26 protein-coding genes are annotated in these 26516 nt (G+C 64.6%); 18 read left to right on the forward strand and 8 right to left on the reverse strand.

The features are described 5' to 3' along the window. Positions 1-8 precede the first annotated feature (8 nt). The 4 genes from U5768_RS19595 to U5768_RS19610 form a co-directional block, all read right to left on the reverse strand. The gene (locus tag U5768_RS19595) at positions 9-509 is read right to left on the reverse strand and encodes a hypothetical protein (RefSeq protein WP_322032056.1); all 501 of its coding nucleotides are present in this window, start codon (positions 507-509) and stop codon (positions 9-11) included. A 4-nt stretch (positions 510-513) separates the two neighbouring features. Then, a complete protein-coding gene (locus U5768_RS19600) occupies positions 514-1290 on the reverse strand; it encodes a DUF2092 domain-containing protein (RefSeq protein WP_322032057.1) in 777 nt (258 codons plus the stop codon). A gap of 292 nt (positions 1291-1582) precedes the next feature. Beyond that, entirely contained in the window at positions 1583-2995 is a 1413-nt protein-coding gene (locus tag U5768_RS19605; protein WP_322032058.1) for a DUF2252 domain-containing protein, read from the reverse strand. Between the two features lie 146 nt (positions 2996-3141). Then, a complete protein-coding gene (locus tag U5768_RS19610) occupies positions 3142-3825 on the reverse strand; it encodes a helix-turn-helix domain-containing protein (protein ID WP_322032059.1) in 684 nt (227 codons plus the stop codon). Between the two features lie 106 nt (positions 3826-3931). Between U5768_RS19610 and U5768_RS19615 the strand changes: the two genes are divergently transcribed. The 7 genes from U5768_RS19615 to U5768_RS19645 all read left to right on the forward strand — a co-directional run bounded on the left by U5768_RS19615 (position 3932) and on the right by U5768_RS19645 (position 11919). After that, positions 3932-4831: a TauD/TfdA dioxygenase family protein gene (locus U5768_RS19615; protein WP_322032060.1), complete on the forward strand. Its 900-nt coding sequence runs from the start codon at positions 3932-3934 to the stop codon at positions 4829-4831. A 35-nt stretch (positions 4832-4866) separates the two neighbouring features. Further along, the gene (locus U5768_RS19620; RefSeq protein WP_322032061.1) at positions 4867-6312 is read left to right on the forward strand and encodes an aldehyde dehydrogenase family protein; all 1446 of its coding nucleotides are present in this window, start codon (positions 4867-4869) and stop codon (positions 6310-6312) included. 47 nt (positions 6313-6359) lie between these two features. Then, positions 6360-7646 carry an MFS transporter gene (locus U5768_RS19625; protein WP_322032062.1) on the forward strand — a complete coding sequence of 429 codons (1287 nt, stop codon included), beginning with the start codon at positions 6360-6362 and terminating at the stop codon, positions 7644-7646. Between the two features lie 54 nt (positions 7647-7700). Continuing rightward, positions 7701-8840 (forward strand): porin, encoded by a 1140-nt coding sequence (locus U5768_RS19630; RefSeq protein WP_322032063.1) that lies wholly within the window; start codon positions 7701-7703, stop codon positions 8838-8840. 248 nt (positions 8841-9088) lie between these two features. Further along, a complete protein-coding gene (locus tag U5768_RS19635) occupies positions 9089-10216 on the forward strand; it encodes a transporter substrate-binding domain-containing protein (protein ID WP_322032064.1) in 1128 nt (375 codons plus the stop codon). Between the two features lie 25 nt (positions 10217-10241). Continuing rightward, on the forward strand, positions 10242-10637 hold the full coding sequence (locus tag U5768_RS19640) for a hypothetical protein (RefSeq protein WP_322032065.1): 396 nt from the start codon (positions 10242-10244) through the stop codon (positions 10635-10637). Positions 10638-10704: 67 nt separating this feature from the next. Next, positions 10705-11919 (forward strand): hypothetical protein, encoded by a 1215-nt coding sequence (locus U5768_RS19645; RefSeq protein ID WP_322032066.1) that lies wholly within the window; start codon positions 10705-10707, stop codon positions 11917-11919. 46 nt (positions 11920-11965) lie between these two features. Here U5768_RS19645 and U5768_RS19650 read toward each other — a convergent pair whose 3' ends face one another. Next, positions 11966-12358: a transcriptional regulator gene (locus U5768_RS19650; RefSeq protein ID WP_322032067.1), complete on the reverse strand. Its 393-nt coding sequence runs from the start codon at positions 12356-12358 to the stop codon at positions 11966-11968. Positions 12359-12436: 78 nt separating this feature from the next. Between U5768_RS19650 and U5768_RS19655 the strand changes: the two genes are divergently transcribed. Beyond that, a complete protein-coding gene (locus U5768_RS19655) occupies positions 12437-13651 on the forward strand; it encodes an MFS transporter (protein ID WP_322032068.1) in 1215 nt (404 codons plus the stop codon). A gap of 93 nt (positions 13652-13744) precedes the next feature. Here U5768_RS19655 and U5768_RS19660 read toward each other — a convergent pair whose 3' ends face one another. Continuing rightward, positions 13745-14659 (reverse strand): LysR family transcriptional regulator, encoded by a 915-nt coding sequence (locus U5768_RS19660; protein WP_322032069.1) that lies wholly within the window; start codon positions 14657-14659, stop codon positions 13745-13747. 122 nt (positions 14660-14781) lie between these two features. Here U5768_RS19660 and U5768_RS19665 point away from each other — a divergent pair, with 122 nt between their 5' ends. Further along, on the forward strand, positions 14782-15174 hold the full coding sequence (locus U5768_RS19665; RefSeq protein ID WP_322032070.1) for a carboxymuconolactone decarboxylase family protein: 393 nt from the start codon (positions 14782-14784) through the stop codon (positions 15172-15174). Positions 15175-15195: 21 nt separating this feature from the next. Here U5768_RS19665 and U5768_RS19670 read toward each other — a convergent pair whose 3' ends face one another. Then, positions 15196-15363, reverse strand: coding sequence for a hypothetical protein (locus U5768_RS19670; protein WP_322032071.1), 168 nt, complete (start codon positions 15361-15363; stop codon positions 15196-15198). Positions 15364-15639: 276 nt separating this feature from the next. Here U5768_RS19670 and U5768_RS19675 point away from each other — a divergent pair, with 276 nt between their 5' ends. The 9 genes from U5768_RS19675 (at position 15640) to U5768_RS19715 (ending at position 25768) form a co-directional block, all read left to right on the forward strand. Further along, on the forward strand, positions 15640-17067 hold the full coding sequence (locus U5768_RS19675; protein WP_322032072.1) for a DNA-binding protein: 1428 nt from the start codon (positions 15640-15642) through the stop codon (positions 17065-17067). 298 nt (positions 17068-17365) lie between these two features. Further along, positions 17366-18601: an ABC transporter substrate-binding protein gene (locus U5768_RS19680; RefSeq protein ID WP_322032073.1), complete on the forward strand. Its 1236-nt coding sequence runs from the start codon at positions 17366-17368 to the stop codon at positions 18599-18601. A gap of 85 nt (positions 18602-18686) precedes the next feature. Continuing rightward, a complete protein-coding gene (locus tag U5768_RS19685; protein WP_322032074.1) occupies positions 18687-19910 on the forward strand; it encodes an ABC transporter substrate-binding protein in 1224 nt (407 codons plus the stop codon). Between the two features lie 28 nt (positions 19911-19938). Beyond that, entirely contained in the window at positions 19939-20811 is an 873-nt protein-coding gene (locus tag U5768_RS19690) for a branched-chain amino acid ABC transporter permease (RefSeq protein ID WP_322032075.1), read from the forward strand. A 5-nt stretch (positions 20812-20816) separates the two neighbouring features. Beyond that, complete coding sequence (locus tag U5768_RS19695; RefSeq protein WP_322032076.1) at positions 20817-21806, forward strand: branched-chain amino acid ABC transporter permease; 990 nt, start codon at positions 20817-20819, stop codon at positions 21804-21806. Further along, positions 21793-22533: an ABC transporter ATP-binding protein gene (locus tag U5768_RS19700; RefSeq protein WP_322032077.1), complete on the forward strand. Its 741-nt coding sequence runs from the start codon at positions 21793-21795 to the stop codon at positions 22531-22533. Before U5768_RS19695 ends, U5768_RS19700 begins: the two co-directional genes overlap by 14 nt. Further along, positions 22526-23227 (forward strand): ABC transporter ATP-binding protein, encoded by a 702-nt coding sequence (locus U5768_RS19705; RefSeq protein ID WP_322032078.1) that lies wholly within the window; start codon positions 22526-22528, stop codon positions 23225-23227. Before U5768_RS19700 ends, U5768_RS19705 begins: the two co-directional genes overlap by 8 nt. 158 nt (positions 23228-23385) lie before the next feature. Then, on the forward strand, positions 23386-23820 hold the full coding sequence (locus tag U5768_RS19710; protein WP_322032079.1) for a Rap1a/Tai family immunity protein: 435 nt from the start codon (positions 23386-23388) through the stop codon (positions 23818-23820). A 448-nt stretch (positions 23821-24268) separates the two neighbouring features. Beyond that, a complete protein-coding gene (locus U5768_RS19715) occupies positions 24269-25768 on the forward strand; it encodes a SulP family inorganic anion transporter (protein WP_322032080.1) in 1500 nt (499 codons plus the stop codon). A 49-nt stretch (positions 25769-25817) separates the two neighbouring features. On the opposite strand, the gene U5768_RS19720 is transcribed toward U5768_RS19715, so the two are convergent. Further along, complete coding sequence (locus tag U5768_RS19720; RefSeq protein ID WP_322032081.1) at positions 25818-26417, reverse strand: short chain dehydrogenase; 600 nt, start codon at positions 26415-26417, stop codon at positions 25818-25820. Positions 26418-26516: the final 99 nt, after the last annotated feature.

Below are 26516 nucleotides of genomic sequence, written 5' to 3' on the forward strand. Positions count from 1 at the left end.
CGAGGCCGTCAATACGGCGGATTCACCACGATGTATTGCGAACCCTGAGGCTGATACCACGTGCTTCCGCATTGCTGATAAACCATGCCGCCGTAGTTGACGGGCACGCAATTCGAAGGCACGGAGCGCACCATCGATCCGACCACTGCGGATGTCACGCCAACGGCGGCGGTGACCGCGGCCGCCGTCGCGACGGGATGGTAGTCGTTGTCCCACCCGCCATGCCGGTCGACGTTTGCATTGACGTTGACGTTGCGATTCACGTTGACGTTATTCACGCTCGTGTTGCGGACATTGCGCGTACGCGCGTCGGCGCGCGCGCTGTTCACCTGCGGCCCGCCTCCACGCGCGCCGCCTCCACGCGGGCCGCCGCCCGCATGCTCGCGGGCGGCGTGAGCGCCGCCGCCGCGCCCCGCTGCGCTAACGGGCAGCGGCGAAGCAAACGCAAGACAGAAGGCGAGCACGGTCGGAACGAAAACAGTGCGATGACGGTTGAATGCGGTTTTCATCGGCTTACCCCTTGTTCGCGGCGACAGGAACGAATTCGATTTTCTTCGCGCCTGATGGCGGCTTGAACGTAAATATCGCGTCCTTGAAGTCGGGGCGAACGGTCCAGTCGATGATGGAGACGGATTGCGGGCGAGCGTCGTCGTCGCGTCGCGTGATCACGAGTTTGCGCGGCAACGGGTGATCACCCGTCGTGATCCAGATTTGCCAGTCGAGATCCTTTTGCCTGAACGCGTAGTGATCGCAGAGGTCATAGCCCACGTAATCCTGGCCCGCATACATGGCGGATTCGAACTGGCCCGTGGGCGCCTGCGGCGTACCCCAGACGAACAGATCGGCAAGCGGGAATTCGACGCCATAACGGTCGCGCAACTGATCGATCAGCGCGCCGACAGTGCCGTCGAAAGCCACGGTCGAATAGTAATTTTGCGCGGGCGTGAAGAGCGTGACGTTCTTGCCGTCATAGACGATCTCGCGATGACTTCGCGCGCTCGTCATGATGGCGCGGATGCGGTTGGGCCGGTCGACGTCGAGCGTGGCGTTCGCCGTGTGCTGGAGCTTCTGGCCGTCTTCCAGCACACGCTCGCCGGTTAGCTGGGTGGTGACGGTAAAACGCTTGAGCGACTGAAGGTAAGCGCCCATGGTGTGGAGCGCTTGCTCGGCTGCCGGGTCTACGGCAACGGCGGCACTCGCCGCAGTGGGCGTCGATGCCGTTTGCGCGCTCACGTGTGGCGCAATGACGGCCGCTGCGAGCATGGCAATGCCTAATGCCTTCTTCTTCATCGTGTTCTCCCGGCGTGCGACTGAACCGTCGCAAAAGCGTCGATGTGGGGTGACGCTGGCGCTTTTCTGGAACGCGTTGCGCACACAGTGCGTACTGTAGTGGCCGACGGAATGAAAGAAAAGGCTTTTGCCCGATATTGCCCGAAGGGGAAATTCGATTGCCCAAAATCCCTATGGCCGCGGCAATGGATTCTGTATAACGATCGGCAAATAACGAGTCAGTTCAGGCCGCCGCGGTGTGCGGCGGCCCGAATGGAATGCGAGTGAAATATGCGTGGAATAATGAGCCGTATCAGACGCGAAAATCCGCAGCCATGTCTTCGTCGCTGCGTGCTTCGATCTTGCCCGCGCGGCATGCGCGCATGAACGTTTCATAATCCTTTTCGTTCTGATCCGCATAGGCGAACGCATAATCGGTCAGCGCCTGCGCAAAACGCTCGCCGTTGCCGAGATAGGACGCGATCTCTATCGCCTTGCCGCCGGCCTTTGCGTGCGCGCGCGCAAGCGCCCAGCCACAGAAGCGCGCGTAGCCTTGCAGGACCGGGTTGCTCATGCGCTCCACTTCGGCGGACACCTTCATGTCGCGCAGCTTGCGGAAATAGAACTCGCGCTTCGCGGGCCCCGTGGTCCAGCCCAGAAAGGCATCGCTTGCGGCCTGGAGCAAACGCTGTCCCGCGACGACGCGCTGGCCCTGGTGCGCGGGACCGTCGGCGGGAAAATAGCGCGCGACGACCGACTCGCGCGCCTCCTTCACCTGGAGGAACAGGGGCTTGCCATGTCCGTCGATCATTAGCATGACCAGGCAAAATGTGCCGACACTCCCCACGCCCACCACCTTGAAGGCGATGTCCTGGAGTTCGAATTCGCTGAGCAGCGCGCGCCGCTCGGACGAAAGCGTGCCGAGATAATCGTCGAAGGCGGCGTTGAGTTTCCCTTGCCATGCGTCTGTGTTGGCCCAGGCTTCGGCCTTGCCGAGCAACGAATTGGGACCGGCGGGGTGGAACAGCGCGGGCGGGGCGTCCTGAATGGTCCAGCGGCCCCCGGTTTGTACGGCCATTTTTTCCAGCATGCTTTCGTTCGTGCGTCCGGCGGCCTTCTCCATTGTCTTGACGACCAGTCGCCGGCCCTCTTCTGTAGCGGCGGATTCGATCATGCGCTCGAAGGTGACGATGTCGTGCCAAAGTTCCAGCGTGCTGTATTGCGAGTACTCATGCATGCGGTTGCGATACTCGAGTACGGCCGTGGCGACCAGATCGCCGATCGCGCCGCGTCCCACCGCCAGGTGCCCCCCCGCAACGGCGAAGCTCGCGGCGAGCCGCTTGACGTCCCACTCCCAGGGGCCGGTGGCGACCTCGTCGAAGTCGTTGAGATCGAATACGAGTTGCCGCTCGGGCGTCGCGAAACCGCCGAAATTCATCAGATGCGCGTCGCCGCAAATGGGAAAGACAATCCCCGTGTTCGCGGTTCCGGCCAGGTCGTGCGCCTGGAGTATTGCGCTGCCGCGATAGAAGGTGAAGGGCGAAAGCGACATGCGCCCGTAGCGAAGCGGAACCAGCGCCTCGACTCGGCCCGTGCTGTTTTGCTGAAGCAACGCAACCGGGTCGCGGTCGGTGTCGCCGGTCATGGCGTGCTGCGAACGCTTCGCGCGCTCGCGCGCTTCCCGGCCGATTGCTTTGCGGGCTTCCAGACTCTGGATCGTCGCCATATTCGCACCTTTCTGTTGGTTATCCGAAATGTTATCGCGGGCGCGGCAGAGGCCGGGAAGCGCTGCGCCAACGGCTCCGCGCAGAGGGAGCCGTTGAAATCGAGTCTAGCATCGAACCGCGAGCGGCCCTGTATGGTTTGCCGCAATCAAGGCGACGCGGCGGCGGAGCCGGCCACGTAAAGCGCGAGCATTTCAGTAAGCGCCTCCGTCATTGCCGTATCGGAGAGATGCAAGGGTCCGGGGTCGTTCAGCGCCGCATTGACCATCGTGGCGATGACACTCTGGAAGCCGATTTTCAGCCTTGTCGCGGCTTCCTTGTTGCGGCGCAGTTCCGGGAGGCGAGCGAGACGGCTCGCAACCTCATCGACGAATCCCCGCGCAAATTCCTTGAACGGCTGCCAGCCGTCGGTCGTATGGTCGCGGCGCTGCAACGACGCGCGGATCACACCGCGATGCCGCAGGTGCCACGCGCGCACCGCGTCCACCACGAGACGCAGATGGCCGGCGGCTTTCGTCGCGTTGCCGTGCTGATCCATTTCCTGCATGAGCGAATGCAGCACGCGCTCCGCGTCGTCTAGCGCGAGCCGCTGCATGGCGAGAAAGAACGCGTCCTTGCTTTCGAACCGGCGATAGAACGCGCCCTTCGTGAGATTCGCCTGGCTGCACAGGTCGTTGATGCTGAGCGCTTCGTAGCTGATGTCGGCGAGCAGAAACCGGCCGGCTTCGAGCAACGCGTCCGCGGAGCGCTGGCCGCTGCGGTAACGCGGCGCGACGAATCCGTCGCCGCTTTCCAGCGACTCCGACAACGGCTTTTCATTGTGGTGTGACATGGGAAAACCCTCGGTTGACCTCCTAAATGATACCCAATAGTATCTTTCCAAACGATACTCGACGGTATCTTTTGTCGGGAAGGGACGAATCACCATGGAGAGAGTCATGCACGCCATCACCGAAAGCCCCGCTGTCGTCAGCGCGGGTGCCCTCAAGACGTCTTTCACCATCGAGCCGATGTCGCCTGTCATTGGCGCGGAAATCGGCAATATCGACCTTACGCAGCCGCTCGACGACGACCAGTACGCCGCATTGCGCGCCGCGCTGCTCAAGCACAAGCTGCTGGTGTTTCGCGATCAGGACATCAGCGCGGCGCAGCAGGTCGCGCTTGCGCAGCGTTTCGGCGAACTGGAAGTGCATCCGGTTTTTCCCCATCACCCCGATCATCCCGAGCTTGTGATGCTGGGCGGCGACAGCAAGATTCCGGGCCGCGAGAACGTCTATCACTCGGATGTGAGCTGGCGCGCACGCCCTTCGATGGGCTCGATGCTGCGCTGTATCGAATGCCCGAAGGTGGGCGGCGACACTATCTGGGTCAACATGGCCGAAGCGTATGCGCGGCTGCCCGAGGCTGCGCGCGACGCGCTGGAAGGACTCGTTGCCGTACACGATCTGCTGCCGGCTTTCGGCACGCGCATGACCGCCGAGGAGCGCGAAGCGCGGCGCGCCGCATTTCCGCCCGTTATGCACCCGGTCGTTCGTACGCACCCGGAGACGGGCGAGCGCGTGCTGTACGTGAACGAGGCGTTCACGACGCATCTGGCGAATTACATCGAGAAAAACGAAGTGCGATTCGGTTTTGATTTCCGCCTCGCGGAAATGGACCTGCTGCAATACCTGTATCGCCAGGCCGCCGTGCCCGAATTTCAGGTGCGCCTGAAGTGGCAGCCCAACACCATTGCGTTCTGGGACAACCGCTCGACGCAGCACTACGCCATTCAGGACTACTTCCCGGCTCGCCGCCGCATGCTGCGCGCGACGATCATCGGCGACGTGCCGGTTTGAGCGCCAGCCGCTGCGAAGCCCGGGAGACCACCACCATGAAGCTGATCGATCAAGAATGGCGCACGGCGCAAAGCGCGGACGATCCCGTCGCGGCGCGGTTCGCGACGCTGCGCGCGGCGTTTGCGGCCGCGCCTTATCCGGACTACGAACAACGGCGCAGCACGTTGCGCCGGCTGCGCGACGCATTGCGCCGTCACTCGGCCGACTGCGCGGCGGCCGCCGCCGCAGACTTCGGCGTACGCGCCGCCGACGAGACGATGCTCGTCGACCTGCTGCCTTCCCTGTTGCACATCGAACATCTGCTTCGCCACTTGCGGCGCTGGATGCGGCCTTCGCGGCGCTCGCCCGAACTGTTGTTCAGCACGAATCGCGCGGCCGTGCAGTATCAGCCCAAAGGCGTGGTCGGCATCGTGGTGCCCTGGAACTTTCCGTTTTATCTGGCGCTCGGGCCGCTCGCGACCGCGCTCGCCGCGGGAAATCGCTGCCTGATCAAGACATCGGAATACGCGCCGGCTTCGTCGCGCGCGTTGCGTGCGCTTCTTGCCGATGCGCTTGGCGAAGACGAGTTCGACGTGATCGAAGGCGACGCGCAGTGCGCGAAGCGCTTTTGCGCGCTGCCCTTCGATCATCTCGTGTTTACGGGCTCTCCCGCCGTCGGGCGCGAAGTGATGCGTGCGGCCGCGGACAACCTTACCCCCGTGACGCTCGAACTGGGCGGCAAATCGCCGGCGCTCGTCTCGCGCTCGGCCGATCTCGCGCGCGCGGCGCGCCGTATCGTGCACGGCAAGACGGTGAACGCCGGGCAGATTTGCGTCGCTCCTGATTACGCATTGGTGCCGCGCGAGTCCGTTGAAGCGTTCACCGCCGCAGCGGCGCGCGCGTTCGAAGCATGGACCGGCGAAGCCGCGAAGCAGACGTCGATGATCGATGCGCGCGCGCATCGCCGCATGCTCGACCTCATCGACGACGCGCGCGCGCTCGGCGCGACGGTGACGGTTTGCGGACCGTATCCGAAGGACGGCCGCCAGTTGCCGCTGCACATCGTCACCGGCGTACAGCCGCGCATGCGCATTGCCCGCGAGGAGATTTTCGGGCCGATCCTGCCTGTGATGGACTACGAAGCATTCGACGACGCGCTCGATTACGTCCGCCGCAACGAACGTCCGCTCGCGCTCTACTGGTTCGGCTCCGACGCCCGCGAACGCGAGCGCGTGATGCGGGAAACGCATTCGGGCGGCGTCACGCTCAACGACTGGGGCTGGCATGCGATGAACCACTCGCTGCCTTTCGGCGGCACGGGCATGTCGGGGATGGGCAATTACCACGGCGAAGAGGGCTTTCGCGAGCTTTCGCATGCCAAGGCGGTGTTCGCGGAGCATCGCTGGTTTCCGGTCGAATTGTTCCATCCGCCTTACGGCCGCATCGTTCAGCGCCTGGTCTTGCGCTGGTATTTCGGCAAGAGCGCCGGCAAACCCTCCTGAGCCGCAACGCGGTCCGCACTACGCGCCTCACTACGGAAAAATCAAGCATGCAACCCACCTATCAACCCGGACGCGCATGGTTCATGGCAGCCATGTTGTTCCTCCTCGTCGCGATCAACTTCATCGACAAGGTGGTGCTGGGTCTCGTTGCGACCCCGCTCATGGAAGAACTCGGCCTCTCGCCCGCGCAATACGGACTGCTCGCGGGCAGCTTCTTCTTTCTGTTCGCCGTGACGGGCGTGGCGGGCGGCTTCCTCGCGAATCGCTGGCCCACGCGATGGCTGTTGCTCGGCATGGCCGTATTGTGGGCCGTGGTGCAGCTTCCCATCGCGTTCGGCTCGTCGCTCGCTGCCTTGATCGCCTGCCGTGTGCTGCTGGGTGCGGGCGAAGGGCCGGCGCAGCCCATCGCGATTCACGCTTGCTACAAGTGGTTTCCCGACGCGCGTCGCAATCTGCCTGTGTCGGTGTTCCAGCAAGGCGGCGTGTTCGGCATGGTCGTGGCGGGCATTGCGGTGCCGTGGATCGACGCGCAGTGGGGTTGGCGCACCAACTTCATCGTGCTGGCCGTGCTTGGGCTCGCGTGGGCGGTCCTATGGCTCGCGGTCGGCCGCGAAGGCCCGCTCGATGCGCACGCAACGAAGCTCGCCAGCGGCGGCGATACGGTTAGCATCGCGAAGCGAATTCGCTATCGCACGCTGCTGACGGACCGCACGGTGGTTTGCATCATCGCGCTGCATTTCGCGGCGTTTCTGACGCTGGCGCTCGTGCTCACCTGGTTGCCGCCCTACCTGAATCAGGGGCTTGGCTTTGCGCCCAAGCGCGCGGGGCAACTGTTCGCGGCCGTGCTGGTTGTGAGCGCGCCGGTGAGCCTCGTGCTTTCCGCATGGTCGCAGCGAATGATGACGCGCGGCGTGCCCTCGCGCATTGCCCGCGGCGCGTTTGTGTGCGGCTGCCTTGCGGTGGGCGGCGCTTTGCTCGTGGCGGCCGCCGTGGGCGATTTCGGTTCGCTCACCAAGGTCGTGCTGATTGCGCTCGCTATTTCCACTACGCCGATCATTTATTCGCTCGGCCCCGCAATGGTCGCGCAGATCGCCCCGCCGGCGCAGCGCGGCGCGGCGCTCGCGATCGAATACTCGGTAGCGTGGATCGCCGGGATCGTCGCGCCGCCCGTCGTGGGCTGGCTGATTCGAGGCGCGCACGACAACGTGGCGGTGGGTTTCGAGCAAGGCTTGCTGTTGACGGGCGCGCTGCTTGTCGTGCTGGCGCTGGGCGGCCTCGTCGTGCTCAATCCCGAACGCTCGCTGGAGCGGCTCGCGCGCCGTCTTACGGTTTGACAGCGCGCGGATAACAATCGTCATAACGACATGATAACTACGACAGGAGACTGGATGAAAGGCAATACCAGGCAGTTCAAGCTCAGTACGGCGGCGCGGGTGGGGTGCGCAGCGGCACTGGCGGCCTTTGGCTCGGCGGCGTACGCGCAATCGTCGGTGACGCTCTACGGACTGGTCGATACGGCAATACGCTATACGACTCACGCTAACGCCGCCGGCGACGACAAGGTTCAACTCGCCAATGGCGGACTGAGCGAAAGCAACTGGGGCATGCTCGGTGCGGAAGATCTCGGGGGCGGCAATCGCGTGGTCTTCCAGCTTGAAAACCGGTTCTTCCCGAACTCCGGTGCGAGCGATCCCGGTTATCCGTTCTTCAATACGGCCTATGTCGGCTTGCAGTCCTCCACGCTTGGCCGGCTCACGCTCGGTCGGCAGACCAACCCGCTCGCAGATGCCGTACTCAGAACTTACGTGAGCGCATCGTGGTTACCGACGGTCTATCAGTTCCGCCCCGAAGTCGCCATGGCGCAAGGCGTCTGGACGAGCAACATGGCGAAATACGCGGCGCGCTGGCAGGACGTCACGCTGGAGCTTTCATATGCTTTCGGCGGACAAGCGGGCGCGTTCGGCGCGGGCAGCCAGATCGGCGCCTCGATCGCCTATATTCCGCAATGGCCGTTGCGCGTTGGCGCAGGCTATCTCGACTCGCGCGACTCGATCAACAGTTCCGCCCACTTCAAGGCGTGGACGGCGGGAGCCGCCTATACGTTTGCCGAAACCACCGTCAACTTCGGATGGGCGATGAACCGGCAGGACCGCGGTTTCGTGGGCAATTTCCCGAATGGTCCGTTCACGGCCCCGCAACTCACTGCGCTCAAGTTCAATACGTTCTCCTCGCGTGAGATGTTCTTCGGCGGCATTTCGCAACTGGTGGGCAACAACACCCATTTCTCGGCCAACGTGTGGCGCACGCTGCAAAGCGGCAAGGCGCAGAGCGGCGACGGCAACGCGACGCAATTCCAGTTGCTGGCCGACTACGACCTTTCGCGTGCGACGAGTGTTTATGCGGAAGCCGATTACTCGTTATATCGCGGCGGCCTGGTGGGCGCGCAATTGCAGGGATTCGTTGGCGTGAGCGCAGCGGCGAAAACCACGCAGCTCGGCATGATGATGGGCTTGCGGCATATGTTCTGAAAGGGAAGGGCGCGATCGCGCCCTTCCATTGCTTGCCGCCATTCGTTAGCGAACATTATTTTCCGCGCGCGACGCCAGGTAGTAAGGGCAATGCGATTGCCCTTTGGGGCAATATGTGTACGCACGCTTTAGTTTCACTCCATCAGCCGCTAAATTATGCTGGTAGCGTCCGGCGCGCGACAGGCATATCGCCAGAAGTTGCGCTGAAATAGCTGGGAACTCACACGCGCGGTTTCTGGAGCGATGCAATGAGCAAGCCAATGTCGTGGCGGCTGGGGTTCGGCTTCGTCGTTCTCGCTTCGCTCACGACGAATCTCTTTGCTGTGGGCAACGAACCCGCGCCGCCGGCCGGGAGCGTGGACTCGCAGAATCCCGCTCCGTTGCGCGTCGCCACGGCGAACATCGCCCCTTTCGTGCTGCCCGGGACGACGGTGCCCGAAGGGTTCAGCATCGACATCTTTAACGAAATTGCGCGTCGCCTGCACCGCAACGTCGCGTGGTATCCCGTCGCTACGCAAGCCGGGTTGCTTCCCTACGTGCAAAGCGGGAACGCGGACGCCGCCATCTCGGCCATCACGATGACGCCCGAGCGGGAAAGCCGGGTGGACTTCTCGATTCCCTATTTCGATTCCGGCCTGCAAATCATGGTGCACGCGCGAAACGACAATTCGTTTCTCGCCACCATCCGGTCCATTCCGTGGCTCGCAATCGGACAGTTCGTGGGCGTGGCCGCCGCCATCGTTTTCCTGCTTGCCAACGTTGTCTGGCTCATGGAGAAAAAGGACGATCGCAGTTTCCAGAAACCCTATTGGCGTGCCATCGGCGAAGGAGTCTGGGTGACCATGCTGATCATTGCAACGGGCGAGCACGGCGAGCGCGACGCGCCAGGCATCTGGAAACGCGTGCTGGTGCCGACGATGTGGCTGATCGGCGTCGTGCTGATCGCCCAGCTCACGGCAACCGTTACGTCCTCGCAGACCGTGGCGCGGCTGCAGTCGAGCATCCGGGGACCGGACGACCTGCCCGGCAAATCGATCGCTACCGTGCCGGGAACGATCGCTGCGGACTACCTCACTCAACACGGCCTGAAATTCATCAGCGTGAGCAGTGCCGACGACGGATTCCGGGTGCTGGCGCAAGGCGACGTGCAAGCGATCGTCTACGATGCGCCGACGCTTCAATACTGGGCGGCGCGGCTCGGAAATGGAGAGCTGGCCGTGGTGGGGCCCATTTTCCGGCCTGAGAAGTACGGAATTGCGTTGCCCGGTGGAAGTCAGCTACGTAAGTCCATCAACGAAGCCCTGCTTGCAATGTTCGAAGACGGCACTTACGAGCAGATTTACAGAAAGTGGTTTGGGCGACAGCCGGCGGGTTGACCCAGGACTCGGGAGAACCACGTCGATGGAGATCGTTCAACAAGTCGTGTGCCTTCTTCGAAGCGCCGCCGACCACAGGCGGCTGGTTACATACCAGGAGTTGCATTCGCTATTCGGAAAGAACACGCCGCGCTCCGAGCGCTATCGCGTGCTCGAACTCGCGATTGCTACGCTCGGCCAACCCCGCGAAGTCGATTACGGCGCGCTGCTGTCGCTGCATAACGGGCTGCCTGGGGACGAGTTTTTCGCGCGATTTAAAGGGCTTCGCCGGTGCGAATACGACGCCGTAATGGGAATGGGCACGTGCGGCCGATCCGTTACGCGGCGGCGCGTGCTGGCTTCGACAGAAAGGGCGCGCGTGTTCAGCCATGCGCAGGAGAGACGCCGAAGGCTGACGCCGGTCGAACAAAATGCGCCGTGAATGCGCGACTCTTCAGGTGTCCTGAAGCAATCTCGCGAGCCGCGTACATCCCGCCCAGGAGAAGCCGATGCCGGATTCGAAGAACGAGTTGCATGAAGCGTGGTCCGCCAGAAACGCCGGGAATGGGCTCGATCTGTCGCTTGTGCGCGACGACGTTATCTTCCGGGCGCAGCGGCAGATCGGACTGATTTCCGGCCCGAGCATGAGCGCACTCCGGCGTGCGCTGTTCTTTGCGGCGGTGAGCTGGCTTCCCGTCGCCATTTGGGCCGTAGTCACGGGGCGAGCCTGGGAGGGAACGGGAGACGCATCGTTTGCCGCGCACTTTGGCCTCCACGTGCGTTGCCTGTTCGCCATTCCATTGATGATTCTTGCCGAGGAAATCGCCAACGATGCCGTCCCGGCATTCCTGCGGCGGTGCGTCGAGATGGGCATCGTCACGGCGGAGGCCACCGCCGAATTCCGCGCTCGCATTGCGGATGTGGGCCGTCTGCGCTCGCGCGCGCTGCCGTGGGTCGTCATTATCGGCGCGACGCTCGCATGGTCCACCATCGGCGCCATTTTCACGCGCACGGAGGACGTGGCCTGGGGCCACACGCCAGCGGGCCTCAACGACATCACGTTTGCCGGCTGGTGGTTCCTGCTGGTGATACGCCCGCTGTTCGTCATCTTGCTGCTGGCGTGGCTGTGGCGCGCTTTTCTGCTGTTCGTGCTGCTGCTGAGAATCGCGGGCATGCCGCTTTCTCTCGTGCCCACGCATCCCGATCGCGCGGGTGGTTTGAGCTTCGTCGAGCGGCTGGCGTTCATGTTTAGCCCGGTTGCGCTCGCGATCTCGTCGGCGGCCGCTGCATCATTTGCGCACGACGTTGTTTATCACGGCGTGAATCCGCTCGACATGAAAGCGTTGCTTCTGACGAGCGCGCTGCTGGCATCAGTCGTCTTTCTGATCCCGTTCGTTCCGCTGTGCGTGGCGCTGGGCCGGTTGAAGCGCCGCGCCTTGCTCGAATACGCGAGCCTCGTGGCGCACCATGACCGGCTTGTTCACTTGCGCTGGATTCATGGACGAGACATAGGAACGCCGCAAATTCTCGACGCGCCGGAACTGGGCCCTGTTGCCGATATCCACGCGGTCTACGACGCCGTCAACGCCACGCGGTGGATACCGGTGAGCAGGGTGGCGATTGCCGCCGTCGCTATTCCGGCCGTGGTGCCGATGCTTTGCGTAGTTCTCCTGCAAGTGCCGCTCGCGACCATTCTCGGCAAGGCCATCAAGACGCTCATCTAGGCTGCCGCTCTTGCTTGCTTACTTGCTTGCGGGCGTCGCGCCGGCTTCAATGGGCCGCGCGTTTGCGAGCCGGTTTGCCGATCGCGCGCGCAGCCGTTGGCGGCTGCCAGTTTTTCACGAGCGCGAGGAGCCCCGGAAAACGCGCTTCGAGATCTTCGCGGCGCAGGCGGCTGCGGCGTTCGAGCCCATATTGCCGCTGTCGAATCACACCGGCCTCCCGCAGCGCCTTGAAGTGATGCGTGAGCGACGACTTGGGCCGGTCGATGCCGAACCAGCCGCAGGGGTGGTCATACGCGTCGGATTCCATCATCAGCTTGCGAACGATGAGCAGCCTTAGCGGATCGGCTAGCGCGGCGAGGATGTCCTCGAGGCGCAGGTTGTCGGTCGCGGGCTCTTCCAGCGGCGGCGGGAGGTCGGGCGGCGTGCGGGTTTTGGTCATGATGATCCGACTATATCACTTGTACGAGTTTTTTCGAACTACGGTATAGTTCGAAAAAACTCGTACAGGAGAGTCGTCGTGTCTCAACCTTCGGTTTCAGTTTGCGGCCGCACGCCCAGCGGCTTGCGCTTTTCGTCGGCGCGTATGTGGATGGCGGCGTCGATGGTCACCGCCGTATTCATGCTGTCGAATTCGCCCACGCCGCTCTATGTGCGCTGGCAGGCGCAACTCGGCTTTTCGTCGGGCACGCTCACGGTGATCTTCGCGCTGTATATCGCGGGGTTGCTTGGCACGCTGCTGGTAGCGGGCCAGTTGTCCGATCACTACGGGCGCAAGCCGGTTTTGATTCCGGGGCTTCTCGCCGCGCTCGCCGCGTGCTGGCTGTTCGCCCACGCGGATTCCATTGCGATGCTCGCGTTAGGGCGCTTGCTGAGCGGCGTTTCCGTGGGCGTCATCGTGTCGGCCGGGATGGCCGCCGTGGTCGATGCGGGCGGCATAGAACGCAAATCGACGGCCGCCTTGCTCGCCTCCGTCGCCATGGTGCTCGGCGCGGGGCTCGGGCCGCTATGGGCCGGTGCAGCGGCGCAAACGCTCGCTCGTCCCATCGCGCCGATCTTCGCCGTCGAGGCGGTAGTGCTGCTCGCCGCGCTGGGCGTGGCGTTGCGTGTGCCCGCGCATCGTGCGCCAACGCGCGGCCCGCTTCGGTTGCGCATGCCGCATGTACCGGCCGCCAACCGTCTGCATGTTCTCTGCGGCATCGCGACATTCGGACCCGGCATAACGGCAACGTCGTTCGTGCTCGCGTTAGGGCCGTCGTTGCTGGCGCGATTGCTCGGCGTTCGCAGCCCGTCGCTCGCGGGCGCCATGGCGTGCGCGATGTTCTTCACAGCCGTCGGCGTCCAGTTCCTCGTGCGGAAATGGCCCGTCGCGCGTATCTTTCGCGCGAGCGCCGCTGCGACAGCCGTGGCGATGGCCAGCCTCATCCTGGCGATTCATGCTTCGTTCACGCCGGCATTGATCGTCGCCGCGTTGTTCGCGGGAGCGGGGCAAGGGCTCGGACAACTGGGCGGATTGATGCTGATCGGACTGAACGTGCCCGACCATAATCGCGCGCAGGCCAATGCGGTTCTGAACATCGGCGGCTATATTCCGGCCGGGCTGTTACCCGTTGCGACGGGTTATCTGATCGATGCCGTAGGGCTCGCTGTCGCCGGAACGGCGTTCGCGCTGGTGCTGGGCACGATCGCGCTCGCGGGTGGCGCATGGGCGGGGCGGCGCGCGGCGGGAGCGTAGTCCTGCACCAGGGCGCATTGCGGGAGCGCCGCCGGTCGTCGCGCCGCTACAGCTTTTTCGTTGCACCACCTCGCGGCGCGGTAAAAGTCCGCGCTACACGGCGTGCGCATTCGTTGCTGGCGCATCGTTTCTGAATCGTGCGCAAAGGAAGTCCACGAAGCTGCGGACTTTGGGTGTGGGCTTCCGGTCGGGGAAAGTCAGGACGTGCATCGGTATGGGGCGCGGCTGGAATTCCCGCAGCAGCGCCACGAGGCGGCCGGCGCGAAGGTCGTCGCGCAGCAGGATTTCGGGCTGCATGACGATGCCCAGACCGCTGAGCGCCGCCATGCGCAGCGCTTCGCCGTTGTTGACGGTCAGCGCGAGCGAAACGGGAACGCGGATCGCCCCTTGCGGCCCGTGCAGTGTCCATTCCTTCGACGCGACGGGATGAGCGAAGCCGAGGCAACGGTGACCGGACAGGTCCGAGGGTTGAAGCGGCGTGCCATGCGTGCGCAAATAGTCCGGCGCGGCGCAGATCAGCGAGCGGTAGGGCATGAGCGGCCGCGCAATCATGGACGAATCCTCAAGCTCGCCGATGCGGATCGCCACGTCGATGCCTTCTTCCAGCATATCGACGGGGCGGTCGCTGACCACGAGGTCGATGGAGACTTCGGGATTCCCGGCCATATAGTCCTGGCAGGACGGCGCAATAGCATGGACTCCGAACGAAACCGGCGTCGCGACCTTGAGCCGCCCTTGCGGACGCGCCTTCAGTTGCGCGGCGCTGGCTTCCGCATCGACGACGTCGGCGAGGATCTGCTTGCAGCGGTCGTAATAAAGCCGGCCGATTTCGGTCACGCTGTGACGGCGCGTCGTGCGATTGATCAGGCGCGCGCCCAGGCGTTCTTCCAGTGTGCGGACATGCACGCCGGCCATGGCAGCGGAAATCCGGAATTCCTCGGCGGCGGCCGCGAAGCTGCCGCGCTCCACCACCCGCACGAAAACGGCCATGGTTTCGAGCCTGTCCATGATTATAAAATCGCATTATTGAATATCGAAAGTATATCGGTGTTTATCGCCCTGCGGTTACTGAATAAAGTGGACGCCATGGCCACTTCCGGTCATGCCAACGGTTCAGAAAGGAGAACACCTTGATTTCCAACCCCGAACTACGCTCGCGCGGCGTCGCCTGTCTCGACCAACTGTTTGGCGATGGCGCGGCGAACGCGCTGATCAGCGACATGGACGGGCTGTGCCCGGACTTTGCCGAGATGTCGATCGAATGGGCGCTGGGCGGGATCGCCAGCCGCCCGGGCCTCGACAGGGTGACGCGGGAACTGGTGGTGATCGCCTCCTGCGTGACGCTTGGGCATCCGGTCACGCAACTGCGCGCCCATACGCAGGCGGCGTTGCGCGCCGGGGCGACGCGGGAGCAGATCATCGAGGCGATCCTGCAACTGATGTTCTACGCCGGCGGGGCGGCGGTCCGGAACGCGTTGGTCGCGGTGAAGGACATCCTGAACGCAGCGGCCGTGGCGGGCTGAGCGCATGGCGCGTGTCGAGCATCAATAGAATCCGAAGTCGTCGTTGCTGTCGGGAATGGAATTCAGGAAGCCGACCAGGCTGCGCCATGCATGAACGCCCGTGAGGCGCGATACGGCAACTGTCAGCCAGCGCCCGATGCTGTCGAACTCCGCCGCGGCGGGGCGAGGGTCCCGCGCGCGCAGTTCCATGACCGACGGCGAATTCCGCTTCGAATTCCGCTTCGAACTCTGGATAGGCATTGAAGTCCCCGAGAGTGAGAGGCCTCAATCCTGACCATTTGCGCACGCGCCGGCGCGCGTGTTCAGCTTGAAAGCGGACAGGAACGGATGAATATTTTTCGTCCCGGCGGGCGCAATTCCATGAACACCCCGCCTTAAACCCGGCTTTTCCATCGATTAACCGTGGGGCGGTTGCCCGACAATCTCTAGAAACGCGGGGTGGGCTCGCACTTTCTTGAGGCGGATATGTCAAGCAGCATTACGATCACGGACGACCTGGTTGCTGAAATCGCGAACCGCATGGCAGATGAGGGCCAGAAGGTTTCTCCCATGGCCATCTGGTCCGAAGTGCATACCGGATCGGTGGTCGCAGTCGCTGCGTCGCTGCGCAAGTGGCGCGAAGAGCGCGCGCCGCGCGTGCCGCAGGTCGTGGAACGCCCGGCGCTGCCGGAAACCGTGACCGACGCGATGCGCGACGCGCTCGACCGGCTGTGGACTTCGGCGCAGGACGAAGCCGAGCGTGCGGTGGCGCGCCGGCTGCTGTCGATGCGCGAGCGCGTCGAGGATGCGTGCAACGAACGCGACAACGCGCTCGAGGAACTGCAAACCACGGTCCAGGAGCTCGATTCCCTGCAAGTCCAACTGGACAAGATGACGCGTGCGTACGAGACGAAGGAAGATGCGGGGTCGGGCCTGCAGGAAGACATCGCGAGCGCGATGCAGCGCGCCGAGGCAGCGGAACAGCGCGCCGGGGAACTGGCGCAGCGCGTATCGACGCTCGAAGCCGAACTGGAGCGCGCGGTCGCCGAACTGACCGCCGAGCGCGCCGAGCGCGAAGCGCACGCGAGCCAGGCCGCGCAAGCCGCGGCAGCAGCCGAAGCCGCTGCGGCGGCTGAGCAGGCCGAGCCTGCCGCCGCGACCGAACATGACGAAGCCGAACGCGCAGCGCGGGAAGCAGAGCATGCGCAGGCCGTTGCGAAGCTCGAAGGCGAACTGGAAGCGATTCGCGCGGCGTTGCAGGCCGAGCAGGAAGCCCACGCGGCCCAGCGCGAGCAGGTCGCCGGTGCGCAGGCCGAGCGCGATGCCGCCGCCGCCGAACTGGAAAACGCCCAGCAGCAGCTTGCCAGCCTGGGTGACGAGCGCACGGCCGACGCCTCTGAAATCGCCCGTCTCTCGGCGAGCCTGAGCGAAGCACAGGAACGCGCCGAGGCGGCGCAGCAGCGCGCGACCGAATTTGCCGAACTGGGCGAATTCGCCAACACTGCGGCTTCGAGCTTGAGCGAGGCGCAGCCGGCAGCCGCCGATCCGGAAGAAGTCGAGGCGCTGAAGGCCCAGCTTGCCCGCGAGACGGCGACGCATGCCGCCGCGATTACCGACGCACGCGAGAACATCAAGCGCTGGTCCGAGTATGCGAACGGTCTGAAGCAGCAACTGGCCCAGGCCAACGAAAAGGCGATCGTGGGTCTTGCCCGCAGCGCCGGCGAAGCCTCGCTGAGTCGCCGTCTCGCCGCCGAACTGGGCCAGGTCGTGCCGGAGCATGAACTGCTGCGCAAGGAGTCCCAGCAGCAGGTGGTCGTCGAAGCCGTTACCGCTCATCTCGAGCAACAGGGCTATGCCTACGACGCCAAAACCGGCATGGTTTCGAAGCTGGCCACCGAAAACGCGACGGCTTGAACGCACCGTGAATGGCGCATCGCGAATGCGGTGCGCCGAGCCGTTCCCAGATGACCGCTGCCCGAGTGCAGCGGTTTTTTTTGCGCCTGCGCCCGTGAGTTTGAAGTCCGCACGGCTCAGGTATCGGGACAAATGCCGACTTCCAGCCAGCCGAACGCCCCGTTTCCCGAAAACGAATTGTTAGGTTCGCGGGCCTGAACCACACTGGCTCCTGTCCAGTGGCGCGTCCAGGCGAATCCAGCGGCCGCCGCAGCAACACTTCAAAGTACATAAAAGCCCCGGCGGCAAAGGCGGAGACATGACGCGACTCAAGACGCGCTCGCAGCACAGGAGCATCGGCAAACCCGGAGGCGAGCGGCGCGCGCGGATGCGCCTGCGCAGCGCGCTGGCAGCGGCTCTCGCCATCGCGCTCGCGCCGTCGCTCGCGCATGCGACGCAATGGCGTGTGGGTGTGGAACTGCCGCTCACCGGCCCGCTCGCGCAGGCGGGCACCGAAATGTATCGCGGCATCCAGGTCGCGGCCGACATCTATAACCGGCGTCATCCGCAGGACAAGATCACGCTCGTCGCCGTGGACGACGAATCGAACCCGGCCAAGGCCGTCGCCGCCGTCGAGCAGCTCGCCTCGCAGCACGTGGTGGCGATTGCGGGCGCGGCCAATTCGAACTGCGCCGGCCCGGCCTCGGAGGCCGCGAACAAGGCCGGTCTCGTCTACGTGACCTCGGGCGGCACCAGCGACGACATGGTCACGCGCGGGCTGAAGAACTTCTTCCGAGTGAGCAACACGCCCGGCTACACGAAGGGCATGGCGGGTCTGTTCAACACGCTGGGCGTGAAGTCGGTGGCGATCGTCTACTCGACGAAGGACGCGACGAGCGACCTCGCAAGGCAACTCGACACGGCGCTCAAGGCACAGGGCGTCAAGACCTTCCTGCACGCCTACGATCCTTCGATCAGCGACTTCAAGCCGCTCATCAACAAGATCAAGCTGCAGGACAAGCCCGACGCCATGGCGATGCTCGGCTACGAAAACGACTACGTGGGCATCCTGCGGGCCTCGCGCGTGCTCAAGCCCGACCTGAAGGCGATTGCGGCGCCGTGGGCGTTCGCGAGCCCGAAGATGGCGGCAACGTTCCCCGATCTCGTGCCGCACGTGTACGGCGCGACCGTGCTGTCCTCGCCGGCGGACTACCGCTCGGCGGATCAGCGCGACTTTTCCGATACGTACCAGCGGCTCTTCAAGACCACGTCGAACTATCAGTCGCAGACGTCGTTCGTCTACGCGCAACTGCTCTTCGACGCGATTGCAGCCGCGCAGAAAGCGGGCACGCTCGACAAGGGCGGTCTGGCCGACACGCTTCGCGCCACGCAGCGCGACGACACGTTCCTCGGCAAGGTGGCATTCGACGCGCGCGGCGACAACACGAATTACGTGGCGCACATGGGCCAGTTCGCGCAGGACGGCAAGCTCGCGCTCGTCTGGCCCGCGAACTATGCGACGGCGAAGCCGGCGTACCCGGCCGTGCCGTGGTAGGCAACACATAGCACAACGAAACAAAAAGAGCGCCGCATACGAGCGGCGCCGCTACACGTCACCGAAACCAGGGTTTGGAGGTTCGATGGTCCGCTTCGCTACTCGCAGCAAGCCGCGCGCCCTCGTGCGCGCGCTCTTTCGCACATGGGTTCGTACCAGCGTGGGCGCGGCCAGCGCCTGCGCGCTGCTCGCCCACACGCCCGCGGCTTTTGCCGACACGCTTCCCGTAGGCGTGGAATTGCCGCTTACCGGCTCGATGGCGCGCGCCGGCAACGCGCAGCTCGAAGGCATCAAGCTCGCCGCCGATCTCTTCAACAAGAGCGGCGGCAAACACAAGGTCGCGCTCACCGTGATCGACGACGAAGCGCAGCCCGCCAAGGCCGTTTCGGCGGTGGAGAAGCTCGCTTCGCAAGGCGTGCTCGCCATTACGGGCGGCTACGGCTCCAATTCGGTGAGCCCCGCTTCGGAAGCGGCCGACAAGGCCGGCATCGTCTACATCACCTCAGGCGCGGTGGACAGCGCGATGACCACGCGCGGCCTCAAGCGCTTTTTCCGCATCGGGCCCGCATCGGGCTATTCGAAGGCCGTGGTGGGGCAGTTGAACGCCATGGGCGTGAAGTCGGTATCGATTCTCGCTTCGACGAAGCAGGCCACCACCGACCTCAGCAACGAAGTTTCCACGCAAATGCGCGCACAAGGCGCAACGGTGACCGTGCACGCATTCGATCCCACGATGACGGATTTCAAGCCGCTCGTGAACAAGGTGCGCTTGCAGGACAAGCCTGAAGTACTCCTGATGATCGGCTACGAGAACGACTATATCGGCATTCTGCGCGCGGCGAAGGTGTTGCGCCCGCAACTGAAGGCCGTGATGGGCGCATGGTCGATCGCCACGCCGAAGATGACGAGCGAGTTCCCCGACCTCGTGAACAACGTGATTGGTTGCGCGATGCTGCCGCATCCGGCGCAGTTCGGCTCGGCCGAAGGCAAGACGTTCGTCGAGTCCTACCAGGCCGCGTTTCACAAGGAGCCCGACTACGTGGCCGAATTTGCCTACGTGCAGTCGCGTCTGCTCTTCGACGCCATGGCGCGCGCCGCCGACGCGGGCACGCTCAAGCAGGACGGCATAGCCGTCGAACTGCGCGCGAGGCCGCACGACACGCTGATCGGCAAGGTGAGCTTCGCGGCCAACGGCGACAACCCGTCGTTCCAGAACAACATGGCGCAAATCCAGGGCGACCGCATCGTGCTCGTGTGGCCGAAGGAACGCGCCACGGGCAAGCTGAACTATCCCGCGCTACCGTGGTAATTGCGCGCGCAACGAAGGGGGAGCCGCGATGACGGACCTGTTGCTGCAATCGCTGTATTCCGGCGTTCTCGTGGGCGGCGCGTATGCGCTCGTCGCACTCGGGCTCGCACTCGTGTTCGGCTCGATGCGCATCATCAATCTCGCCCACGGCGAACTGGTGCTGCTCGCCGCCTATATCGCCTATACGTTCGAGACCAGGCTCGGCCTGAACCCCGTATTCGCGATTCCGGTGGCGATTCCCGTGGTGTGCGCGGCCGCGGCCATCGCGTGGTATCTGGTGAGCCGCATCAAGCGCGACCGCGAGTTGAATTCGCTGATCCTCACCTACGGCGTCGGCATCGTGCTGACCAACGCCGTCCTGCTGGGGTGGGGCGCCGATGTGCGTTCGACCGGCAGCGCATGGCTGCAGGACAGCGTGATGCTCGGCGACCTGCTTTCCATGCGCAGCGAAGTGCTGTCGTTCGGTATCAGCGTGGTGCTGATGCTCGCGCTCTGGTGGTGGCTCTCGCGTTCGTGGTATGGCCGCGCCGTGCGCGCGATTTCCAGCAACCGCGACGCGGCGCGCCTCATGGGCATCGATCCGCGCAAGACCGAACTGATCTCGTTCGTCGTGGCGGGGCTGCTCGCTTCGTGCGCGGGCGTGTCGATCTACGCGTCGAGCGCGATCCAGCCTTCGATTGGCGAGGCGCTCACCGTCAAGGCGTTCATCATCACGGTGCTCGCGGGCGTGGGGTCGATCCCGGGTGTGCTGGCGGGCGCGATGCTGCTCGGCATTACCGAGGCGCTCACGGTCACGCTCGCCAGTTCGGCGCTGCAGGAACTCGCGGGCATGCTGCTGTTTCTGCTCGTGCTCTACGTGCTGCCGAACGGTTTGTTCGGCGTGGCGAAACGAAGGGGATGAGATCGATGTCGACATTGAAAACCACAACGGCGTGGTCCGGTCCGCGCATGGTTGCGCTCGCCGTGGTTCTGGCCGTGCTGTATGCCGGCGTGCCGCTCGTGCTCGGGCAGAACCTGTATCTCATGAGTCTCGCGGTGGCTTCGCTCACGATTGCTGGCGTGGCGCTCGCCTGGGCGCTGCTCGGCAACCTGGGCGGCATGGTGAGCTTCGGACACGCGGCGTTTTTCGGCGTGGGTTCGTATATTTCCGCGCTCCTCACGCTCAAGGCCGGCTGGCCCGTGTTTCCCGCGATGCTCGCGGGCGGCGTGGGCGCGGCAATCGCCTCGCTCGCCATGGCGCCCGCGCTGCGCCTGAAGGGCCCGTACTTCGCGCTCGCCATTCTCGCGTATGCGCAGATCTTCCGCATCATCGCGACCGAGTGGTCGGGGCTCACGGGCGGCGCGAGCGGTCTGTCGAGCATTCCGGGGCTGCCGAAAGTGGCGGCCTTCGACTTCGGCAGCAAGAGCGGCGGCTATCTTGTCGTGCTCACGCTCGTGCTCGTGTTCGCCGCGATTTACGCGCGGCTGCGCGGCAGCCACGTGGGGCTCGCGCTGCGCGCGATGCATGAGTCGGAAGACGCCACGCGCGTGGTGGGCGTGAACAGCGTGATGCTCAAACTCGCCATGCTGATGCTCTCGGCGCTCATGACGGGGCTCGTGGGCGCGTTCAACGCGCACTACATCAACTTTCTCGAACCCGATTACGCGTTCAACGCGAGCTGGGCGGTCGTGCCGATCATCGCGGCGATTTGCGGCGGATACCGCACCATACTCGGGCCGCTCGTGGGCGCGGTCACGGTTTATCTCGTGGATCAGCTCGTGCTCAAGAGCCTCTTGCCCACGGGTCACCAGATCGTGCTGGGCATCCTGCTCGTGGCGATGATCATCGTGAGCCCCGCGGGTCTGACCGCGCTGCGCTTCAAACGTACCCGGCGAGGTGTGTATGCAGCAAGCTGAACAGGCGGCGGAACTGCGCTTGCAGGACGTATCGATACGCTTTGGCGGCATTACGGCGGTCAACAGCGTCACGCTCTCGCTCGGCACGCGCGACGTGGTGGGGCTGGTCGGCCCGAACGGCGCGGGCAAGACCACGCTCTTCAACGCGATTTCGGGGCTCGTGCGGCCCACGAGCGGCTCGATCCGTTTCGGCGACGTCGATCTTTTGAAAGCGCCGCTTTACCGGCGCGCGCGCCTTGGCATCGGGCGTACGTTCCAGGTGCCGCAGCCCATGCACGAACTTACGGTGCGCGAGAACCTGATCGTCGCGCAACGCTTCGGCACCGGGCGCGTGGACGAGGCGCGCATCGACGAAATTCTCGCGTTCATGGGTCTCGAAGGCAAGGCGCAGCGCGACGCGGCCACGGAACTCGCGCTCACCGAACTCAAGGCGCTCGAAGTCGCGAAGGCGCTCGCCACGGGGCCCAAGCTGCTGCTGCTTGACGAAGTGCTGGGCGGGCTGGAGACGGCCACCAAGCGCCGCTTCATGCAAACGCTGCTCGCGGTCCATGAGCGCTATAACGTAGGTATCCTGATCATCGAGCACGATATCGAAACCGTGATGAACCTGTGCCGCCGCGTGTGCGTGCTCAACTTCGGCAAGCTGATCGCCGATGGCCCGCCCGCCGACGTGTTCCGCGACCCCGAAGTCGTGCGCAGCTATACGGGGGAGGCCGCCCATGCTTGAGGTCAGCAGCGCACGCGCCGGTTATGGTGCGATCAACGTGTTGTGGGACGTTTCGCTCACTATCGCGAGCGGCGAGGTCACGACCATCGTGGGTCCGAACGGCGCGGGCAAGACCACGCTGCTGCGCGCGATCATGGGGCTCGTGCCGCTGGAGCGCGGCCAGATCACCTTTGAAGGCGCGCCGCTGGCGGGCGTGCCGACCTGGGACATGGCGCAGCGCGGCATTGCGATGGTGCCCGAGGGGCGCATGATTTTCCGCGACATGTCGATCGAGGAGAACCTGATGCTGGGCGCGTTCGCAAAAGCGCGGCGCGCCGCGGCGAAATCGCAGCTCGAAGAAGTGTATGCGCTGTTTCCGCTGCTCAAGGAGCGCCGCGCGTTGCCTGCGGGCACGCTCTCCGGCGGCCAGGCGCAGATGCTGGCGTTGGGGCGCGGGCTCATGTCGTCGCCGCAACTCATGCTGATCGACGAGCCCTCGCTCGGGCTTGCGCCTGTGATGGTGCAGGAAGTGTTCGCGATTCTCGAACGCCTGAAGGCTGCGGGGCGCACGATCGTGCTCGTGGAGCAAAACACCAACATGGCGCTGCGTCTGGCCGATCAGGTGTATCTCATGCAGGGCGGCAAGGTCACGTTCGCCGCGCGCGCAAAGGACGTGAACGTGGATGAGCTTCACGACATGTACTTCGCGCGCTAGTTTTTATCGCGAGTGCGAATCTGCGGAAGGCGTGGGGCAGCGAAGCGAAACGCTGACGAGGGACAACCTGGCGAAACCGGTCTGACGGTATGCTGCGCGCTCGGCGCGTGGCCCCCGTCACGCGACTGGATTTTTCGCACATACAGGTTCTCCCCGAAATGAAAAAGCTCTTCCTTGCAGGACTGGTTCTCGCTACCGCGCTGGGCGGCGGCAGCGCGTTCGCGCAGACGCCGTTTGGGCAGACCGTTCAGCCGGCTCCTGCGCCGGCCCCCGCACCGGGACCGGCGGCGGTCCAGACCCAAAACCAGGGGCAAGTCCCTACGATCGATCAGGGCGACGTCTTTCTCGGCGTCTGTCAAAGGCCCGAGAATCTCGACGCGTGCCTCATGTACTACGCCGGCTACGCGAACGGCGTGCTGGTGCAGTCGCTCCTCGACAAGCAGCGGCCACGGTACTGCATTCCTCCGAATGTCAGCCGCAAGGATCAACTCGCCGCCGTTACGACGTGGATGAAGCGAAACCTCGACCATGTTCTCGAACCCACGGCGGCTGTCGTTTACAAGGCGCTGGTTGGGACGTTTCCTTGCAGGTAAGCGCGGGGCGCGTTTAACGCTCCACTTCGGCGAATCGTATCTACACGTGCGCGCCGGCGGCGCTATGCCGCTGTTTCGGCGGCTAGCTCGAAGCCTTCGTCGAGCCACCCGGTTACGCCGCCCGACGAAGCCAGCCGTCTCGCGCAACTGATGGACTGGGTGCGAGCGAATCTGCGGCGGGAGCATAGTGTCGAGTCGTTGGCCGTCTCGGCGCGCGCTGAGGGAGCGACACGACTCCCCCACCGCCCCCCGTCCCCCCGCCGCAATCATGCTACGATGCGCCCTTTCGTCCGCCGGATCACCGCGCGCCTGCCCGCGCGGGCCGCTTCGAAACGGCGCCACGCCGCCGCTTTCGCGCCCCGATCCTCCCGCCCCCGATTCGAGCCATCGCGTCACGTGGGGCGTGGCGCCGACATTCAGCCAATCCGCCGCAAATCCACACCGCTCCATGGAATCCGATCGTTCCGGCTTGCGCCGTCCTTCCCGTTTTTCGTTGCTGCGTAGCGATCTGCTCGCGGGCATCACGTCGTCGTTTGCGCTCGTGCCCGAGTGCATCGCCTTCGCGCTCGTCGCGCGCCTCAATCCGCTCGCGGGCCTGTATGGCGCGTTCTTCATCTGCACGATCACGGCGCTGTTCGGCGGCCGGCCCGGGATGATTTCGGGCGCGGCGGGATCGATGGCCGTGGTGATCGTCGCGCTCGTGGTTCAGCATGGGCCGCAGTATCTGTTCGCGACGGTCGTGCTGAGCGGCGTCGTCATGATGCTGTTCGGCGCGCTGCGCATGGGCAAGCTGATCCGCATGGTGCCGCATCCGGTAATGCTCGGCTTCGTCAACGGCCTTGCCATCATCATTGCGCGTGCGCAGTTCGAGCACTTCAAGGTGCCCGGCCCGCAGGGACCGCAGTGGATGCACGGCCCGGCGCTCGCGCTCATGGCAGGGCTCGTCGCGCTCACCGTGGCGGTCGTGTTCGTGCTGCCGCGCGTGACGAAGGCCGCGCCGCCCGCGCTCGTGGCGATCGTCGGTGTGGGGCTTGCCGCGCAGTTGCTGCATTTGCCGGTGCGCACGCTCGGCGACATGGCGCACATCGCGGGCGGCCTGCCCGCGTTCGCGCTGCCCGCCGTGCCATTCGACCTCGCCACGTTGAAGATCGTGCTGCCTTATGCCGTGCTGATGGCGATGGTCGGCCTCCTGGAAACGCTCCTCACGCTCAACCTCACCGACGACGTGACGGCCACGCGCGGCCGCCCCAACCGCGAGTGCGTCGCGCTCGGCGCGGCGAATGTCGCCTCAGGCCTGTTCGGCGCGATGGGCGGCTGCGCGATGATCGGCCAGACCGTCATCAATCTCGGCTCCGGCGGCCGCGCGCGCATTTCGGGCGTGACGAGCGGCGTGATGATCCTGCTCTACATCCTGTTCCTTTCGCCGCTGATCGAGCGCATTCCGCTGGCGGCGCTCGTGGGCGTGATGTTCGTGGTGGCCGCGCAAACCTTCGCGTGGGGTTCGCTGCGCGTGCTGCACAAGGTGCCGCGCAACGACGCCGTGGTGATCGTTGCGGTCACAATCATCACCGTATGCACGGATCTCGCGACGGCGGTGCTGTGCGGCATCGTGATCGCCTCGCTCAATTTCGCGTGGCATCATGCGCGCGAATTGCGCTGCGATACCCGTGACACCGCCTCGGGCGAGCGTGTGTACGTGCCGCGCGGCACGCTGTTCTTCGCCTCGGCCACGCACTTCCAGACGCTGTTCGATCCGCAGAACGATCCCGCGCACGTCACGATCGACTGTGCGCATCTGCACGTGGCGGACCACTCCGCCATCGCCGCGCTCGAAGCGGTGCAGGGGCGCTACGAGCGCGCGGGCAAGTGGGTCGTGTTCGCGCATCTTTCGGCGCGTTGCAGCGGATTGCTCGCGCGGGCGGATGTCGAGCTGCGGGTTTCCGCGTGACGTGAAAGGCGAGGCGAGGCGGGGGATTCCCCGCCTTTTTTGTTTGCGCTTACACGACGCGATACACGCGCCCCGTCTGCACGCCTTCCACACTACGCTGATACGCGAGCGCCACGCGACTGGCGGGCACGGTCTCGTGGCCCGGAAAGAACGCGCCGTACGTTTCCCACGACTCGGTCAGCAACCCCGGACTGATCACATTGATGCGCCGATTGCCGCGCAGTTCAGTCGCGGCGGCGAGCACGAACCCTTCGAGCGCGGCATTGACCGTGGTCGCATTCGCCCCTTGTGCGATGGGGTCCTCGCTCACGCTTCCCGCCGTGAGCGTGATCGAGCCGCCTTCGTTCAGATGATGCTGGCCGATCAGCGCGAGCCGCACCTGTCCCAGCAGTTTGTCCTGAAGGCCGATGTCGAACTGCGCGGCGCTCATCTGCGAAAGCGGGCCGAAATGCATGTTGCCGGCCGCCGAAACGATGGCGTCGACGGGACCGGTCTCGCGAAAGAGTGCGGTGACGCTGGCGTCGTCGGTCAGATCGACGCGGTAGTCGCCGCTCGTGCGCCCCGCCGCGAGAACGGTGTGATGCTTGCCCAGCGCATGCGCAACGGCCCGCCCGATGACGCCCGCAGCGCCTACGATGATGATCTTCATGTCGGTGTTCCTCTCAAAGTTACGGATGAGCCGCCACTATCTTCCCGACGCGAAAAGAGATAAATGCGCAATAATTTTGCTCACTTGAAACTCTGGGTT

The sequence above is a fragment of the Paraburkholderia sp. J76 genome, assembly GCF_905220295.1.
GTDB lineage: Bacteria > Pseudomonadota > Gammaproteobacteria > Burkholderiales > Burkholderiaceae > Paraburkholderia.

Bases quoted from the DNA above. Each gene is read 5' to 3' on its own strand.
- U5768_RS19700 (WP_322032077.1), top strand. From the start codon at position 21,793: ATGCAGCAAGCTGAACAGGCGGCGGAACTGCGCTTGCAGGACGTATCG.
- U5768_RS19650 (WP_322032067.1), bottom strand. From the start codon at position 12,358: ATGACCAAAACCCGCACGCCGCCCGACCTCCCGCCGCCGCTGGAAGAG.
- U5768_RS19600 (WP_322032057.1), bottom strand. From the start codon at position 1,290: ATGAAGAAGAAGGCATTAGGCATTGCCATGCTCGCAGCGGCCGTCATT.
- U5768_RS19675 (WP_322032072.1), top strand. From the start codon at position 15,640: ATGTCAAGCAGCATTACGATCACGGACGACCTGGTTGCTGAAATCGCG.
- U5768_RS19635 (WP_322032064.1), top strand. From the start codon at position 9,089: ATGAGCAAGCCAATGTCGTGGCGGCTGGGGTTCGGCTTCGTCGTTCTC.
- U5768_RS19685 (WP_322032074.1), top strand. From the start codon at position 18,687: ATGGTCCGCTTCGCTACTCGCAGCAAGCCGCGCGCCCTCGTGCGCGCG.
- U5768_RS19595 (WP_322032056.1), bottom strand. From the start codon at position 509: ATGAAAACCGCATTCAACCGTCATCGCACTGTTTTCGTTCCGACCGTG.
- U5768_RS19640 (WP_322032065.1), top strand. From the start codon at position 10,242: ATGGAGATCGTTCAACAAGTCGTGTGCCTTCTTCGAAGCGCCGCCGAC.
- U5768_RS19610 (WP_322032059.1), bottom strand. From the start codon at position 3,825: ATGTCACACCACAATGAAAAGCCGTTGTCGGAGTCGCTGGAAAGCGGC.
- U5768_RS19710 (WP_322032079.1), top strand. From the start codon at position 23,386: ATGAAAAAGCTCTTCCTTGCAGGACTGGTTCTCGCTACCGCGCTGGGC.
- U5768_RS19690 (WP_322032075.1), top strand. From the start codon at position 19,939: ATGACGGACCTGTTGCTGCAATCGCTGTATTCCGGCGTTCTCGTGGGC.
- U5768_RS19605 (WP_322032058.1), bottom strand. From the start codon at position 2,995: ATGGCGACGATCCAGAGTCTGGAAGCCCGCAAAGCAATCGGCCGGGAA.
- U5768_RS19680 (WP_322032073.1), top strand. From the start codon at position 17,366: ATGACGCGACTCAAGACGCGCTCGCAGCACAGGAGCATCGGCAAACCC.
- U5768_RS19695 (WP_322032076.1), top strand. From the start codon at position 20,817: ATGTCGACATTGAAAACCACAACGGCGTGGTCCGGTCCGCGCATGGTT.
- U5768_RS19615 (WP_322032060.1), top strand. From the start codon at position 3,932: ATGCACGCCATCACCGAAAGCCCCGCTGTCGTCAGCGCGGGTGCCCTC.
- U5768_RS19670 (WP_322032071.1), bottom strand. From the start codon at position 15,363: ATGGAACTGCGCGCGCGGGACCCTCGCCCCGCCGCGGCGGAGTTCGAC.
- U5768_RS19645 (WP_322032066.1), top strand. From the start codon at position 10,705: ATGCCGGATTCGAAGAACGAGTTGCATGAAGCGTGGTCCGCCAGAAAC.
- U5768_RS19630 (WP_322032063.1), top strand. From the start codon at position 7,701: ATGAAAGGCAATACCAGGCAGTTCAAGCTCAGTACGGCGGCGCGGGTG.
- U5768_RS19720 (WP_322032081.1), bottom strand. From the start codon at position 26,417: ATGAAGATCATCATCGTAGGCGCTGCGGGCGTCATCGGGCGGGCCGTT.
- U5768_RS19625 (WP_322032062.1), top strand. From the start codon at position 6,360: ATGCAACCCACCTATCAACCCGGACGCGCATGGTTCATGGCAGCCATG.
- U5768_RS19660 (WP_322032069.1), bottom strand. From the start codon at position 14,659: ATGGACAGGCTCGAAACCATGGCCGTTTTCGTGCGGGTGGTGGAGCGC.
- U5768_RS19705 (WP_322032078.1), top strand. From the start codon at position 22,526: ATGCTTGAGGTCAGCAGCGCACGCGCCGGTTATGGTGCGATCAACGTG.
- U5768_RS19620 (WP_322032061.1), top strand. From the start codon at position 4,867: ATGAAGCTGATCGATCAAGAATGGCGCACGGCGCAAAGCGCGGACGAT.
- U5768_RS19715 (WP_322032080.1), top strand. From the start codon at position 24,269: ATGGAATCCGATCGTTCCGGCTTGCGCCGTCCTTCCCGTTTTTCGTTG.